The organism is Mesorhizobium sp. M1A.F.Ca.IN.020.04.1.1 (genome assembly GCF_003997315.1).
Lineage (GTDB): Bacteria > Pseudomonadota > Alphaproteobacteria > Rhizobiales > Rhizobiaceae > Mesorhizobium.
Genome location: NZ_RZSN01000155.1, coordinates 1 through 14,163 on the forward strand (window position 1 = coordinate 1; position 14,163 = coordinate 14,163).

Sequence of the window (14,163 nt, forward strand, 5' to 3'; positions counted from 1 at the left end):
CGTTGATGGAGGTAGTCGTCCGCAATTTTCCACGCACGCTCACCTTTGGAGCGCGGCTCAGCGGCAAGACAAAACCTGTCCCTGGTTTGGCCGATGCGCGCCTGGCTCGATAGGTTGGCCTAGAGTTCAGCCACGATGATGTCGACTGAATTTTGGCGGCGACCTCACCGCTGCCGTGCCTGTCCGCAATCACCGAAGTGGCGTAATCCGTTGCTCCAGTTTTGCCGATCCCTGGCTTGGATTTCGTTGCGAAGAAGAGTGCCGTGACAATAAGCCACCGCCGGGATGCGTGGCATTGGATCACGCGCGACAAGAGCACACTATCGTTCAGCTCGCTTTCGAGTCGAGCCCACACTGGCATACGCGCCTATAGCGGTGCGTGAATTCCGTTCCGCGCAGCGCAGTCGGGTTATGGAACATTCCGGCTCAACCGGAGTTTGCATATATCCGGCTTTCTGCCGCCGAGCCCCTGATGCGTTGTGATGTGGCCTGAGGGCGGCGCTCGCCACGCCTCGAGGAGGCCCTACGATGGTCCAGCACACGATCCCTCGCAATCCGCACAGCACGGCAAGCATTGCCGGCCATCCTGTTCATGCAATGCTGATACCGTTCCCGATCGCCTTCTTCGTCGCGACCTTCGTTTGCGACCTTATCTTCTGGCGAACCGGCGATCCGGGCTGGGTCACCGCTACGCTCTGGCTGCTGGGGGCCGGTCTGATCATGGCCGTGCTGGCGGCTCTTGCCGGCTTGACCGATGTCCTCGGCGACACCCAGATTCGCAATCTCCAGGACGCATGGCTTCACGCCGGCGGCAACGTGGTCGTCGTTCTCATCGAACTTTACAACTGGTACTCGCGGTATGCCGACGCGGAGGCAGCGGTAGTGCCGGTTGGCCTTGTCCTGTCGCTGATCGTTGTCCTCATCCTTCTGTTCACCGGCTGGAAGGGTTGGGGAATGGTCTATCGACATCACGTCGGCGTTGCCGACGATCCGGACCAAATGCGCTGAATGCGCCCGTTTTTCCGGTGATTGAAGCAGCTCCAGGATTTCGCTGGAAGCTCTGTAAGAACAATCAGTTGGATTGGGCAAGCGATTCAAAAGTTGAACAACTCCAAGGCGCCCCGCGACGTTGGCCGACGGAAGCGGGTTCAGCTTGAACAGTCCGATCTACGACTACGACGGAATCGATAGGCCGGCCGGAAAGGTGTAGGATGCCTTGTCGTCCGCACCCAGACGAGGCACACGGACGCTTGAAAGAGTAGATCGCGCTTTCGCCCATGTAAGGGGCAGGGAGGCGTCATGGCTTTCACCAAACACAGCGGAATATTCACGCCAGTCGAGCTGGAGCTCCTCCAGAAAGTATTCGATCAGTTGTGCAACGATCGCCGTCTGGCGTTAAAAGACGGGGACCAAAGAGAACAGCTTGCCTCCGACGTGCTCGAAGCCTTCCAAAACGGCTTCAGCGCCGAAGCGGAGTTGTTGCAATCGCTTGCGGAGCGCCGCACCGCACCGTCGCGACGCAATCCGGCTCGACAGCTCCGTCCTTGATTGTCTGGGGCGGCGAAGGCTGTCTTCCCGCATCGGGGTTAACGTTGCGATCTGCCGCCCTGGAAGAGATGCCGCAGCTGGTCGCGCCAGGCTGTTCCTGCCGTTTTTTAACCTCAATCCGTTCTTAGCTGGCGATCGCCCGAAAGGGTAGAACCTTCGCGCTTGCTTGACTCGGCCCGCAAAAACGGGCAGCAAAGCAGCTGAGGGAGAGCATTTTTACCGTGGCGGAGACCATGGAGGGCTCTTTTTTCGTATGGACCGTCGCCACAATGGCGATTGGTGGAGGGATTGGTTAACCATCTTTGTCCATCTTTTGAATCAATCGGCAACAGACGCGTGAAGGTGCAGGGGGCACCAGGCGAGCTGTGATCGTGACGGGTGCCAGGTCCGCAAACCGGCATGCCGATTGAGAGTGGTCGTATGGCGTTTTTGCGTTTGAAGAACCGGGGTGACGCTCCTGAAGAGGGGGTAACTTCGAAGAAATCTGGTGGTCATCGTTGGGTTGTAGTGCCTGCTGTCGGCGCTGCCCTGGCCCTGTGGTCGGTCGCGACCATGGCCGGCCTCTATTCCGTGAGTACCTCGCTCACCGCCGCCTCCAACGGATTGCCGCAGAGCATGCTTGCGCCGCGCAGCATCGTGCTTGGCGACCAGCGCCGCAAGGTCGCGAACGCCTGGGCGCCGCGCCTTGCCGCGAACGGCGCGCACAAGACGGGCTCGCTCACCCGCGGCTGCGATGCCGGCTGCCTCAGTCTCGCAGCCAGCTTTGCGAGCTCCACGCCAAACCCCTCCAGCTTGGTGCATGACGGCAAGGCCGCGCGGCTGAAACCGGCACCGGATAGCGTATCGCATGAGAAGGTTGTCGCGGCTTCCGCCGCGGACGTCGCCGACCGTTTCGACAGCGTCATCAAGCGCGCCGGGCTTTCGCCGCAAAAACTGGCCGATGCCTTCCGGCGCGCCGAGAACGCTCCTGTCCTGCTGGCGAGCTTGCCGTCGGCAAGCCGCTTCGGCGGCGCGGCCGATAACGGTTCGGCCCGGAGTGGGCTGACCTTGAGCGGCCCGGCCGAGTCACGCTTTGGCGGAAATCAGGTCGACGTTCAGCGCGCGTCCGAACTGGCGCTGGCGCTTGCCAATGTCATGCCCGAAGAGACGGTCGACGTGCCGACCGCCGTCGCGCTCGCCAGCGGCGACGCGCCTGAGATGACGGCCGGCGCTTCCGGCGACGACGGACAAGCTGAAGTGCAGGTCGCTTCGCTGCCGCCGCAGGATGATTTGCCCGACAGCATCGCCGTGCCTGGTTTGAGGCCGCGCACCGCCCTCGGGCGCGCGACGGAAGCGCCTGAACAGAATGCCGCGAGGAAGCCGGAACCGGCCAAGCCGCAGGCAAGCCAGGCGGCAAGGCCCCAAATTGCCAAACCGGAGTCGGCCAAACCGCAGCCGGCCAAGCCGCAGCCGACCGTTGTCGACTCCGCCGAAGGTGCGCAGACGCCGCGCTCGCTGAGGAGCTCCGACCAAGCGCTTCCGGGTGTGCAGGGTGCGAAGCCGATTGAGGCCGCGCCGGCCAAGCGCAGCAAGGCGCAAGCCTCCGAAATGCTCGCCTACGCCAAGCCGGACACGCCCGACCGCGGCGGTCTCGGCAACGCCTTCAGGGGTCTGTTCAACAGTCCTTCGACGGGCAATGGCGTCGCCGTCTATGACATCTCGACGGCGACGGTCTACATGCCCGATGGCTCCAAGCTGGAGGCGCATTCGGGGAAGGGCGCCATGGCCGACCAGCCGCGCTTCGCCAACCGCAAGAATTCCGGCCCGACGCCGCCCGACACCTACAATCTGTCGCTGCGTGAATCGCGCTTCCACGGCGTCGAGGCCATCCGGCTGACGCCGACCAGCGGCAGGAACAAATATAATCGCAACGGTCTGCTCGCCCATACCTATCTGCTGCGCGGCGCCCCAGCCCAATCCAGCGGCTGCGTGGCCTTCAAGGATTATGGCCGCTTCCTCTCTGCCTTCAAGAAGGGGAAGATCAAGCGCCTGGTCGTTGTGCCGCGCCTGAACGGGTCGCCCACCCAGGTCGCCCAGGAAGGCCGCCAGGGCTGACCCCGCCCGCCACTATGCCGGCAGCAGCTCGTTGCCGGTAGGCTGCCTTTGATTTCTTGACGGTTTGCGGTCCTTACCGCCGTTGACGCGCGGCGCGGTCGACGCACGCGCTTGATGTCTTCGCCACGTCTCTTGCAACAGCGGCAGTGACCGGTTCCATCGAATTGCGGATGAGGAAAGGAAGAACTCCCTCTCCCAGAAAGCATATATGGCGCAGCCCGGGCTTGCGGCAAGCCCCCGGCAATGCCGTATGTACGCTGCCCTTGACCTCAGTTTAGGAAAGGGAGTTTGCATGCGGATTTTACTGTCGACTTACGGTTCGCGCGGCGATGTCGAGCCGGTGGTGGCGCTGGGCGAGCGACTGCAGGCGCTCGGCGCCGAGGTGCGGGTGAGTGTCCCCGGCGATGAAGAATTTGCAGCGCTGTGCGCCCGTGCCGGTGTGGAGCTGGTGCCGGCCTTCGCACCGGTGCGCGAATGGGTAAAGGAGATGACGCGGCGCAGGGCATCGGAATCGCCGAAGGACGTGGCCGCGCTCATCTCCGGCCAGGCGGCCGAGATCCTCGCCAGGCAATATGATACGCTCATGGCGGCCGCCGAAGGCTGCGATGCCGTGGTGGCCTGCGGCCTGTTTCCGTCCTGTGCCGCCGCGCGGCTGGTCGCCGGGCAGCGGCACATGCGCTACATCCTTGCCACCTTCTGTCCGATATGGCTGCCGTCGGCGCACAACCGGCCGCATGAATATCCGGGACATCCGCTTCCAGCCGGGGTGACCGACAACCGGCTGCTGTGGGAGACGGATATCGCGACCAAGAACGCGCTGTTCGGCCAAGCGATCAACAGCTGACGCGCGTCGCTCGGATTGCCTGCGGTGGAAAATGTCCGCGATTATGTCTACGGCGATCCGGTCCTGCTCGCCTGCGACCCAGCGCTCGGGCCGTGGCTGCCTTCGGACCTGACCGATGCCAGGCAGACCGGCGCCTGGATCCTGGACGACGAGCGGCCGCTGCCCGACGGGCTGGAGGCATTCCTCGCAGCCGGCCCGCCTCCGGTCTATGTCGGCTTCGGCTCCATTGCCGTGGCCAAGGAGGCCGGCCGTGCGGCCATCGAGGCGGTCCGCGCCAAGGGCCGGCGCACGGTGATCGCGCGTGGCTGGGCCGAGCTTGGCCTTACCGACGACCGGGACGATTGGTTCGCCGTCGGCGATGTCAACCACCAGGCGCTGTTCCGCCGCGTCGCCGCCGTCATGCATCACGGCGGTGCCGGAACGACCGTCGCCGCCGCGCGGGCAGGAGCGCCGCAACTGGTGGTGCCGCAGATCGGCGACCAGCCGTACTGGGCGCGGCGGGTGGCCGAGCTCGGCATCGGCGCAGCTCATGACGGCCCGGTTCCGACAGCGGGGTCATTGTCGGCGGCGATGGAGACGGCGCTGGCGCCCGAAACCCACATCCGTGCGAGCGAGGTTGCCCGTTCGGTCCGCGCCGACGGCGCGGCGGTGGCGGCGAAGCTTTTGATCGAGATGTTCGGTCGTGCCTGACCTTCACTGCGTCAGTTCCGCCAGCGCCCTCTGCAGGGGCGCCGGCGAGACCTGGATTGGGCCGGAGAAGGGGCTGTCCATGTCGATGATCAGATAGATTGCCGCGGCCACCAGCGCCCCGGACACGAGGCACGTGAAGATGATGGTTCCATTGCACGGTGCTCGGAAGCCGAAGCTGGCGAAGATCAGCGTCAGCCAGGCAACGAGCAGCGCGATCAGCGGCGCGGGGATGGCACCCTCGGACTGCTCGGCCAGAATCCAGCGCTGCGCGATCACCTTCTGCAACTGCTGCGTCGCCGCCTGTTGCGTGGCGGTCTGCCTGGCGTTCGCAGGGGTCAATCCGCCCACGATATCGCCGACCTGATTGAGCAGCAGTTCCGACAGCCTGTTCGGGACGACCGTCGTGTCGCTGTCGGCGGTCGAGGTATCGACGACGCGCTGCACATAGGCGGTGAGCGATTGCCGGGCGCCGTCCGCCTCCGGTCCATAGTGTCGGAGCGTTCTGTCGAGCAGAATGAGATCGGTGGCGAAGGTGTGGACGTTGACGTTGATGGATTCGAACGTGTTCTTGGCAGAGTTGATCATCAGGCCGAGGACCAGCGAGGACATCACCATGAAGAGGTTCGCGGCGAGCCGCACCACCGCGCTGGTATCGTCGCCAAGGTGGTGAGCAGGGAAGCGCTCATGCACCATCAGGCTGACCAGCGACGCCCCGGCCAGACAAGCAAAAATCGCCGCCCCTATAAGCACTTCGCCCATAGCTGATATTGCGCACGGGAAAGGACGGTTGCCAATTGGGTGGAGGTGGTTGAATCAAAGCGGAAGCATACAGGCGTATGTGGTTGTTCGCGAACGATGCTTTCCGGCTCGTCGTCATGTGCAGCGGAGCGAAGGGCAAAAACCGCTTCCAATGCCGGCCGAAGACGCTATCTATTGCGCCGGGCGGCTCCACCCTCTCACCATCACGAGGCAATCCATGACCATTCGCGCTGTCGTCTGGGGCGAGAACATCCATGAGCGGACCAATGAGGTGGTCGCCGGCATCTATCCGCAAGGCATGCACACGGCCATCGCCAACGCGCTCAACGCCGACAAGGCGATCTCCGCCTCGACCGTGACGCTGGAGCAGCCGGAGCATGGGTTGCCTGAATCCCGCCTCGCCGAGACCGACGTGCTCGTCTGGTGGGGTCACAAGGACCATGGCGCGGTGGCCGACGATGTGGTCGAGCGCGTCGCACGCCGCGTCTTCGAAGGCATGGGACTGATCGTGCTCCACTCCGGCCATTTCTCGAAAATCTTCAAACGGCTGATGGGCACGCCCTGCACGCTCAAATGGCGCGAGGCCGGCGAGCGCGAACGGCTCTGGGTGACGAGCCCCAGCCATCCGATCGCCGAAGGCATCGGCGAGTATTTCGAGCTCGAGAACGAGGAGATGTATGGCGAGCAGTTCGCCGTGCCGGAGCCGCTGGAGACAGTCTTCATCTCCTGGTTCCAGGGCGGCGAGGTGTTCCGCTCAGGCCTAACCTACCGGCGCGGCGCCGGCAATGTCTTCTACTTCCGCCCGGGCCACGAAACCTATCCGACCTACCACGACGCGACCGTGCACAAGGTGCTGCGCAACGCAGTGAAGTGGGCGCACAACCCGCAGGGCAGGAATTCCGCCATCCTCAAAGCACCCAACGTGCCGGTGGAGAAGGCGCTGGAGCCGATCGTCGAACGCGGCGGCAAGCTGCATGCGCCCGGCGAGGCTGGTTTCCGCTAAACCGTTTTCTGTTTGGGATTGCGTACAAGCAACAATTAGATCGCCCGCCTCATATCATTGAATCGAACCAATTCCTCTGGAGGAGCAAAATGCGGCTTTTGATACTCGGTACCGGCTGGATGGCGCAGGAGCATGCCCGCCGCTTCGGCGCCATCGAAGGCGTCGACATCGTCGGTGCCGTTGATGTCGATCCAGCCCGCGTCGGCGAGTATGCCGACGCCTACAAGATCCCGAAGCGCTTCACCTCGCTGGAGGCGGCGCTCGACTGGGACGGTTTCGACGCGGTCGCCAATGTCACGCCCGACCGCATCCATCACCCGACCACGATGGCGCTGATCGCCGCCGGCAAGCCGGTGCTTTGCGAAAAGCCGCTGGCCGAGAATTTCGGCAAGGCAAGCGAGATGGCCGATACGGCGGAAGCCGCCGGCGTCGTCAACATGGTCAACCTCACCTACCGCAACGTCGCGCCTTTGCAGAAGGCGCGACAAATGGTGCAGGCCGGCGAGATCGGCACGGTGCGCCACGTCGAGGCCTCCTATCTGCAGAGCTGGCTGGTATCGAAATTCTGGGGCGACTGGCGAAGCGACCCCAAGTGGCTCTGGCGGCTCTCGCGCGGCCACGGCTCAAACGGCGTGCTCGGCGACGTCGGCATCCACATCCTCGACTTCGCCAGCTATGGCGCCGCCCTCGATATCGACCACGTATTCTGCCGGCTGCGCGCCTTCGACAAGGCGCCGGGCAACCGCATCGGCGACTACCAGCTCGACGCCAATGACAGCTTCGCCATGACGCTCGATTTCGCCAACGGCGCCTTTGGCGTGGTGCATGCCAGCCGCTGGGCGAGCGGCCATCTCAACGAGCTCAGGCTGCGCATCTATGGCGACAAGGGCGGCATCGAGGTGGTGCACAATCTCAATGGCTCGATGTTGAAGGGCTGCATCGGTGCCAATGTCGAGGACGCCAAATGGGAAGAGCTCGACGCCGGCACCGTGCCGACCAACTACCAGCGCTTCGTCGAGGCGGTGAAAAGCGGCGTGCAGGCCGAGCCCAATTTCCGCCATGCGGCGGGTCTGCAGAAGGTGCTGGATCTGGCGGTGGTGTCGGACGAGAAGCGCGCCGAGCTGAGAGCCCACGCGGACACGCAGTGAGGCCGAACCTGCCGATCTCCCCCGCAACGGCCCGCAACGGGGGGAAGACTGGCGGCCATCACACACAAATCTTTCAATCATTTCTTGAAGCCTTGATCTCGCCTTTCGTGATTTGATGCGGCCACAAAGCTCGGGAGGCTTCATTGACCGACTATATCGGGTTGCCGAAGGCCGAAGTGCACATCCACGTCGAGGGCTGCTTCGAGGCCGACGACGTGATCAGGAATTGCGAGGAGGCTGGCATCCCGCTGCGCGCGCCGCGCGACAGGCTCTTCGAGGCGCATGATCTGAAGAGCTTCCTCGAAATGCTCGACTGGCTGTGCGGCACGTTTCGTACGCGCGAGCAGCTGGCCATCACCGCCTATAAATTTGCGCGGCGCATGGCCAAGAGCGGCGTGCGCTACGCCGATGTCATCGTCAATCCGACCCACTGGCCGCACTGGCACCGGAACACCGCCGGCATGATCGACGCCTTCGATGCCGGGTTCGCGGCGGCCGAGCAGGATGGATACCCGCCGGTCGGGCTCTGCATCAGCCTGCTGCGCACCCAGTCGGCCGAGGACGCCATCGAACTGGTGGAGTTGCTGAGCAGGATCAGGCACCCGCGCGTCGTGGCCCTTTCGATCGACGGCAACGAGGCGGCCGCCGGGCGCACCGGTCTGCGCTTTGCCGAGGCGTTCCGCCGCGCCGCCACGGCCGGATTGCGACGCACCGTCCACGCCGGCGAGTCGAGCGGTCCCGAGGGCGTCCGCGACGCCATCGAGCTGCTTGGCGCCGATCGCATCGACCATGGCGTTCGCGCGATCGAGGAGCCGGCTCTGGTCGACCTGCTCGCACAGAGGCGAATTCCGCTCGGCGTCTGCCCGATCTCCAACATCGCACTCGGCGTCTATCCTTCGCTTGCCGAGCATCCGATCGACGCTCTGCGCAAAGCCGGCGTTCCCGTCTCCATCAACACCGACGATCCGGCGCTGCTCGGCACGACGCTCGAAGCCTCTTACGCCGCCTGCGCCGAGACCTTCGCCTGGGACAGTGAAACCATCCGCCAGCTCGCCGCGACATCGGTGCATGCGAGCTACGCCGACCCGGCGGTGAAGGCGCGGATACTGGCGGATCTGACGGCCTGGCAGGGGTAGGCGACGCTCGGCGGATAGGTGCTTTCACCACGCCGCCGAACTGCATAAGGTGCCGAGACTCGGTCGAAAGGAGCCAGCATGGTCACGCGACGCGCCGAATGTTCCTGCGGTCAGCTGTCGGCCACCTGCGCGGGCGAGCCGGTGCGCATCTCGGTGTGTCATTGCCTCGACTGCAAGCGGCGCACAGGCAGCGCCTTCAGCTACAATGTGCGCTTTGCCGAGGCCGATGTGACGATAGACGGGCGCGCGCTGCAGTTCACGCGCACGGGCGAGCAGGGCGGGCGGATAACCTACAGCTTCTGCCCTGATTGCGGGACCACGGTGCACTACCGCATCGACACGCAGCCCGGCCTTACTGCGATTCCGGTAGGGACGTTCGCGGATCCGTCGTTCCCGCCGCCCTTCCAATCCTTCTACCACCGTAGCCGGCGCTGCGAATGGGTCGAGATAACCGCCAGGCCGCTGACGAAGTTCGGCTGACTTTTGGCCTTGGGTCCTCCCCAGGGGGCGAGGAGCCAAGTCAAGCCCGGCGATAGATCCTCACCGCCGCCTTCACCAGCGCCGCATTCCCGTCCGCCACCGTCCCATCAGGCAACTCCTTACCGTCCTCGAGCCCGACACGGGTCGAAAACTTCCGCGCCGCCGCCCGCTCGACGAAGGGCCACACGGTCGCGTTCTCGCCATGCAGCAGGATCGAGCGGTGAATGCCTTCGCGTTGCAGCAGCGTTTCGATGCCGTCGGCGACGGCAAAGGCCTCCTCCAGCGTCTGCTCGGAAATCTCGATCAGGACGCGCAGCACCCGGCGGCCATGATCGAGGCTGGCCAGCCTGAGCGCATCGCCGATCGACGCCAGCCCGGCCTCGATGCCGACGCCGCGGTTGCGCAACGCTTCCATCACTTCGGGCGCCGCCGCCTCGCTGAGATTGACCGAGGCGTAGTCGGGCAGCTCATGCCAGCCGGCGATGGCGGCAATCGTGCGCCTGTCGTCCTTCTCGATCCAGGCGCCGGTCGAAATGCCGATCAGCGTGCCGGGGCAGGCGCGGCGCAGCGCCGTCACCGTCCGGTCCATCGCTTCCGGGGCAAGGCTTTCCTGCCGGTCGGCGCCGCGCGCATGCACATGCAGTTCGACGGCACCCGCCGCAACCGAGGCCGCGCCGTCGCGTGCCATGGCATCCGGGTCGAGCGGCAGGGCGGGGTGGAAATCCGCGCCGCGGGCGCCGTTGATGCAGGCCTGGACGATCATGGCGGTCGATCCTGTTCAGGCGGAGTCTAGCGCAGGGGAGCATAGACGGGAAACGGAACCTGCGGGCAGGATCTTATCGAGGCCGCGATCCTTCGCCGTAGAACTCGACTTTGGGCAATTGGCGGCGTGGAACGCCTTACCCAAAATGCTCCTTCCTCAACCTCTTCTTCATCCGCTCCAGCGCCGGCTGGCCACCTGCCGCTAGTTCCTTGGAAACCCGCGCCAAATCCTCATCCGCCTTTCGATATTTGCTGCCCCAAGCGCCAAGCGTGGCGAGTATCGGCAAAAGGTCGATGCCGGCCTCGGTCAGCCGGTAAATCGCTTTCAGCCTGTGGGTCGGGTCGTCGCTGCGGGTGAGGACGCCTTTGTCGACCAGGGTCTGCAACCGCTCTGCCAGCGTGCGCGACGAGATGCCTTCGTCCGACTGCAGGAACTCGCGAAAATGCCTTTTCCCGGCGAAGGCCAGGTCGCGGATGATGAGTAGCGTCCAGCGGTCGCCGATGAGCTCGAGCGACAGGCTGATCGGGCAGCCGGACCTTTCCTTCGTGGACATGAAGTTAGTTCCATTTGTAAATCACTTTTCAATTGACAGCATTCCTTCCGCGCGTCAAATGATTTCAAAAGTAAACCGTGTTTGGAGATGCGAGAGGACCGCACAATGAAAAAGCTCATCCTGCAAATGCAGATGTCGGTCGACGGCTTCGTCGGCGCCGACGAGAACCGTCGTTGGCAGCTTTGGGAATGGGGCGACGAGAGCGACTGGGACGACGAGCTCAAGCAGGACTTCAATGCCGTGTTCGCAACCGTCGACACGATTCTGCTCAGCCGCCAGATGGCCGAGGAGGGCTACCTCAATCACTGGGGCAATGCGGCGAGGAAATTTCCGCGAGACCGTTTTTATGCCTTTGCCCAGCGTATCATCGCAGCTGACAAGGTGGTGCTGAGCGACAGGCTGAAGGCGTCGCGGTGGGAGCGTACCAGGGTTGCGAGCGGCGATCTGCCGCGTGAGATCAATGCGCTGAAGGCGGGCGAGGGCGGCGACATTGCCGTGTTCGGCGGCGCCGGCTTCGCCTCGGCGGTGATCGCCGCCGGGCTGGTCGACGAGTTCCAGCTCTTCATCAACCCGGCGGTGCTGGGTGCCGGTCGTCGCATCTTCGATCAGGGCGGCTTCGCCAGGCTGAAGCTCACCGGCTCGAAAGCCTATGCCTGCGGCATGGTAGTGAACCGCTACGCGTCGGCGGGGTGAGGCACTTGAATCAATCTGGCAGCACGCCGTCTCAACCGCTTGTTCGCTTGTCGTTTCCCGGCGAATTGCGAACCGTCAGTGCCATGCCTTATCCGCCTGGATGCGACGCCAGCGCGTTGGTTTCCCGATGCCCCGCTTCGTCGTTGGCCGCGGCGGCGAACCGCCGGGCTTCGTGCGACGTGAGACCGATGAGCGCGCGCCCGGCATGTTCGGCGGGCTTGTCATTGGCCATGTCGAGCACCGCCCAGCTATGATGAGGCGGTTCTTGCACCGCTACGAATCTCATTTGAGCCCCCGCTCTGACGAGATGCTAATGTAGCAGATGCTTTCTGTCGGTCTGTGACGGAAGCCACACAAACAAGACGCGTCCACCGATTATTCTGGCCGGGGAAGTCCGCGGAGAGCTTTTAGCCGCCCTACTGCCCGGCCTGGTCCGCGTCGGTCAGCGTGCCGAGGAAAGCGACGATGTCGTCGATCTCGGCGTCGGTCAGCGCCGGCTTCTCGCCTGGTTTCCTGCCGTTGAAGGGCGGGTCGGTGTTGAGGTTTCCCCAGTAGGCCTTTGGCAGATCGTCGAATTTCTCGACCGTGCCGTCCGCGTTCTTCGGATACCAGCGCCCCGGATCTGTGTCGCGAGTGGCGTAGAAGGCGACAGCCTCGCGCAGCGAGTGGACATAGCCGTTGTGGAAGAAGCTTTTGCGCAGCGCGACATTGCGCAGCGTCGGCGTCTTGAACAGGCCGCAATACTCGCTCCGGCCCTTGAAGTCGGCCCGCAGCGGCCCGCACAGCCCGAGGTCGAGATAATTGGGATCGGCGTTGGCCGGGATCGCCTGGTTGCGCGGCACGGCGATGGCGATCAGGCCGTAATCGGTGAATTGCGGCGGCTCGCCGTCATTTGCCGGCTCGCTCAGATGGCAGCTCGCGCAATTGCCTTTGTTTGCGTCCTCGAACAGCGCACGGCCGCGCAACTCCTGCGCGGTCAACTGCGCCTTGCCGGCAAGGAAGGCGTCGTAGCGGCTGGAATAGGGGTAGAAGTCGGCGCTGCTCTGCTCGAAGGTGCCGAGCGCCTCGACCGCCGCGTCGAAGGCATCCTGCTGATGGTCGAAAATATCCGCGCCGAACGCCGCCTTGAACGCGTCGGCATAGGGCGCTTTGCGCAAGGCGGTGACCACGGCGGCTTCATCCTTGTTGCCCATCTCGAACGGCGACAGCAGCGGGATCCTCGCCTGGTCCTTGCCGTGGTCGGCGCGCCCGTCCCAAGTCAATCCGCCGGTCGGGCCATTGTCGACGCTTTCGTCGCCCTCGTCCTCGGAATCGTAGAAATGCTCGGTGAAGGCGGGCGCCGCCTGCAGGTAGCGCAGCGACGGCACCGCGCGCAGGCCAGGCCGGTCGAGGTTCGGCCCGCCCATCTCGACCGGCGCGGCGGAGGCCGGACCGAAGGCGTGGTTGGGATCGTGGCAGGACGAGCAGGCCTGTCTGCCCGAAGCCGACAGCGATGGGTCGAAGAACATTTTTCGCCCGATCGCCGTCAATGCTTCGGCACGTGCGAAGGCTTGCGTGCGCGACATCGGGCCAGGATGGACGCCATCTGCCGGCTGGCCGGCGGCGGGCCAAAGAACAGCGACGGCGAGAGCGGCGTGCGTGGCAAATTTCCGTGGTGTCATGACCCTCAATCCCGTTTCCATTGGCCCAGCAGCGCGGTGCCGCGGATTGTTGACTGGCGGAGGCAAATTGCCAAGCCGGAACGCGGCAGATCAGCCCTTCCACGGACCACCTCGCACGAAGAAAACCGCAGCTGTGCCCTGGATGGTTGCCGAGATAGATTCCCGTCCGCTATCAATGGCCTCCAAACCCGGACGAAGGACTTTCGATGAGCGAGCTGAAGATCAGAACCCGTGCTACCGGCGCCTGCGCCGTGCTGCCGCCGGGCGGCTTGCCGGCGGTAACGACGCCGACCGGCGGCACGGTCGACGTGGTGACTGCGGTCAGCGCGCCGGGCTTCAACCCGCTCGACCTGCTCTATGCCTCCTTGGCCGCCTGCATGGTGCTGAGCGCCCGCATCGCCGCCACCCGCCTCGGCGTCGCCGACCGGCTTGGCGAGGTGAGGGCGGATGTCGGAGGCGAGAAGGCGAAGGACGAGCCGTCGCGGGTGGAAAGGTTCAATATCCGGTTGGAGATTGCCGGCGACCTCGACGCCGCGACCAAGCAGCGCATCGTCGAGGACGCCGAGACGATCTGCACCGTCTCCAACACGCTGCGCGGTGCGCCGGCGCTGCACGCGACGCTGGGATGAGGGCCGTGGCGCATCTCTCTGCGATCGACTATGCGACCGCCTCCGACGAAATCCGCGTCGAGCATGACCGGGAGCTTGCGCTGCGCGGCCGCATGACCAACATGAAGCGCATCCTGCTTCACTCCCCGGCCGCGCACCGCATCTACGCCGAATGGTTCACGC

At 64.5% G+C, this 14,163-nt stretch carries 16 protein-coding genes and 1 pseudogene; 11 read left to right on the top strand and 6 right to left on the bottom strand.

Annotated features, from left to right (window positions below; translation table 11 throughout):
- Positions 1 to 142: 142 nt before the first annotated feature.
- Positions 143 to 293, bottom strand: a pseudogene (locus EOA49_RS24700) (SAM-dependent methyltransferase); the annotation flags it as partial.
- 235 nt (positions 294 to 528) lie between these two features.
- On the opposite strand from EOA49_RS24700, the gene EOA49_RS24705 reads away from it, so the two are divergent.
- The 5 genes from EOA49_RS24705 to EOA49_RS33645 all read left to right on the top strand — a co-directional run bounded on the left by EOA49_RS24705 (position 529) and on the right by EOA49_RS33645 (position 5,176).
- Positions 529 to 1,008: a DUF2231 domain-containing protein gene (locus EOA49_RS24705; RefSeq protein ID WP_164746792.1), complete on the top strand. Its 480-nt coding sequence runs from the start codon at positions 529 to 531 to the stop codon at positions 1,006 to 1,008.
- A gap of 291 nt (positions 1,009 to 1,299) precedes the next feature.
- On the top strand, positions 1,300 to 1,548 hold the full coding sequence (locus EOA49_RS33145; RefSeq protein WP_179293627.1) for a hypothetical protein: 249 nt from the start codon (positions 1,300 to 1,302) through the stop codon (positions 1,546 to 1,548).
- Positions 1,549 to 2,055: 507 nt separating this feature from the next.
- Positions 2,056 to 3,642 carry a tlde1 domain-containing protein gene (locus EOA49_RS24715; protein WP_245460785.1) on the top strand — a complete coding sequence of 529 codons (1,587 nt, stop codon included), beginning with the start codon at positions 2,056 to 2,058 and terminating at the stop codon, positions 3,640 to 3,642.
- A gap of 292 nt (positions 3,643 to 3,934) precedes the next feature.
- Entirely contained in the window at positions 3,935 to 4,486 is a 552-nt protein-coding gene (locus EOA49_RS33640) for a glycosyltransferase (RefSeq protein WP_245460786.1), read from the top strand.
- Positions 4,487 to 4,510: 24 nt separating this feature from the next.
- Positions 4,511 to 5,176 carry a glycosyltransferase gene (locus EOA49_RS33645; protein ID WP_245460787.1) on the top strand — a complete coding sequence of 222 codons (666 nt, stop codon included), beginning with the start codon at positions 4,511 to 4,513 and terminating at the stop codon, positions 5,174 to 5,176.
- Between the two features lie 3 nt (positions 5,177 to 5,179).
- On the opposite strand, the gene EOA49_RS24725 is transcribed toward EOA49_RS33645, so the two are convergent.
- A complete protein-coding gene (locus tag EOA49_RS24725) occupies positions 5,180 to 5,935 on the bottom strand; it encodes a DUF4239 domain-containing protein (protein ID WP_067325426.1) in 756 nt (251 codons plus the stop codon).
- Positions 5,936 to 6,152: 217 nt separating this feature from the next.
- Here EOA49_RS24725 and EOA49_RS24730 point away from each other — a divergent pair, with 217 nt between their 5' ends.
- The 4 genes from EOA49_RS24730 (at position 6,153) to EOA49_RS24745 (ending at position 9,702) form a co-directional block, all read left to right on the top strand.
- A complete protein-coding gene (locus EOA49_RS24730) occupies positions 6,153 to 6,938 on the top strand; it encodes a ThuA domain-containing protein (RefSeq protein ID WP_127240790.1) in 786 nt (261 codons plus the stop codon).
- Positions 6,939 to 7,027: 89 nt separating this feature from the next.
- Positions 7,028 to 8,086: a Gfo/Idh/MocA family oxidoreductase gene (locus EOA49_RS24735; protein WP_127240789.1), complete on the top strand. Its 1,059-nt coding sequence runs from the start codon at positions 7,028 to 7,030 to the stop codon at positions 8,084 to 8,086.
- A gap of 143 nt (positions 8,087 to 8,229) precedes the next feature.
- The gene (gene add / locus EOA49_RS24740) at positions 8,230 to 9,222 is read left to right on the top strand and encodes an adenosine deaminase (RefSeq protein WP_127240788.1); all 993 of its coding nucleotides are present in this window, start codon (positions 8,230 to 8,232) and stop codon (positions 9,220 to 9,222) included.
- Between the two features lie 78 nt (positions 9,223 to 9,300).
- Positions 9,301 to 9,702, top strand: coding sequence for a GFA family protein (locus tag EOA49_RS24745; protein ID WP_127240787.1), 402 nt, complete (start codon positions 9,301 to 9,303; stop codon positions 9,700 to 9,702).
- Between the two features lie 40 nt (positions 9,703 to 9,742).
- Here the strand turns inward: EOA49_RS24745 and EOA49_RS24750 are convergent, their stop codons facing one another.
- On the bottom strand, positions 9,743 to 10,465 hold the full coding sequence (locus EOA49_RS24750) for a 3-keto-5-aminohexanoate cleavage protein (protein WP_127215417.1): 723 nt from the start codon (positions 10,463 to 10,465) through the stop codon (positions 9,743 to 9,745).
- 136 nt (positions 10,466 to 10,601) lie between these two features.
- On the bottom strand, positions 10,602 to 11,018 hold the full coding sequence (locus tag EOA49_RS24755) for a helix-turn-helix domain-containing protein (protein WP_127240786.1): 417 nt from the start codon (positions 11,016 to 11,018) through the stop codon (positions 10,602 to 10,604).
- 105 nt (positions 11,019 to 11,123) lie between these two features.
- On the opposite strand from EOA49_RS24755, the gene EOA49_RS24760 reads away from it, so the two are divergent.
- Positions 11,124 to 11,711, top strand: a complete 588-nt coding sequence (locus EOA49_RS24760; protein ID WP_127240785.1) for a dihydrofolate reductase family protein — start codon at positions 11,124 to 11,126, stop codon at positions 11,709 to 11,711.
- Between the two features lie 88 nt (positions 11,712 to 11,799).
- Here EOA49_RS24760 and EOA49_RS32805 read toward each other — a convergent pair whose 3' ends face one another.
- The gene (locus EOA49_RS32805) at positions 11,800 to 11,943 is read right to left on the bottom strand and encodes a hypothetical protein (protein ID WP_164746791.1); all 144 of its coding nucleotides are present in this window, start codon (positions 11,941 to 11,943) and stop codon (positions 11,800 to 11,802) included.
- Between the two features lie 184 nt (positions 11,944 to 12,127).
- Positions 12,128 to 13,372, bottom strand: coding sequence for a cytochrome-c peroxidase (locus tag EOA49_RS24765; protein ID WP_245460788.1), 1,245 nt, complete (start codon positions 13,370 to 13,372; stop codon positions 12,128 to 12,130).
- A 206-nt stretch (positions 13,373 to 13,578) separates the two neighbouring features.
- Here EOA49_RS24765 and EOA49_RS24770 point away from each other — a divergent pair, with 206 nt between their 5' ends.
- On the top strand, positions 13,579 to 14,001 hold the full coding sequence (locus tag EOA49_RS24770) for an OsmC family protein (RefSeq protein WP_095801581.1): 423 nt from the start codon (positions 13,579 to 13,581) through the stop codon (positions 13,999 to 14,001).
- Positions 14,002 to 14,163: the final 162 nt, after the last annotated feature.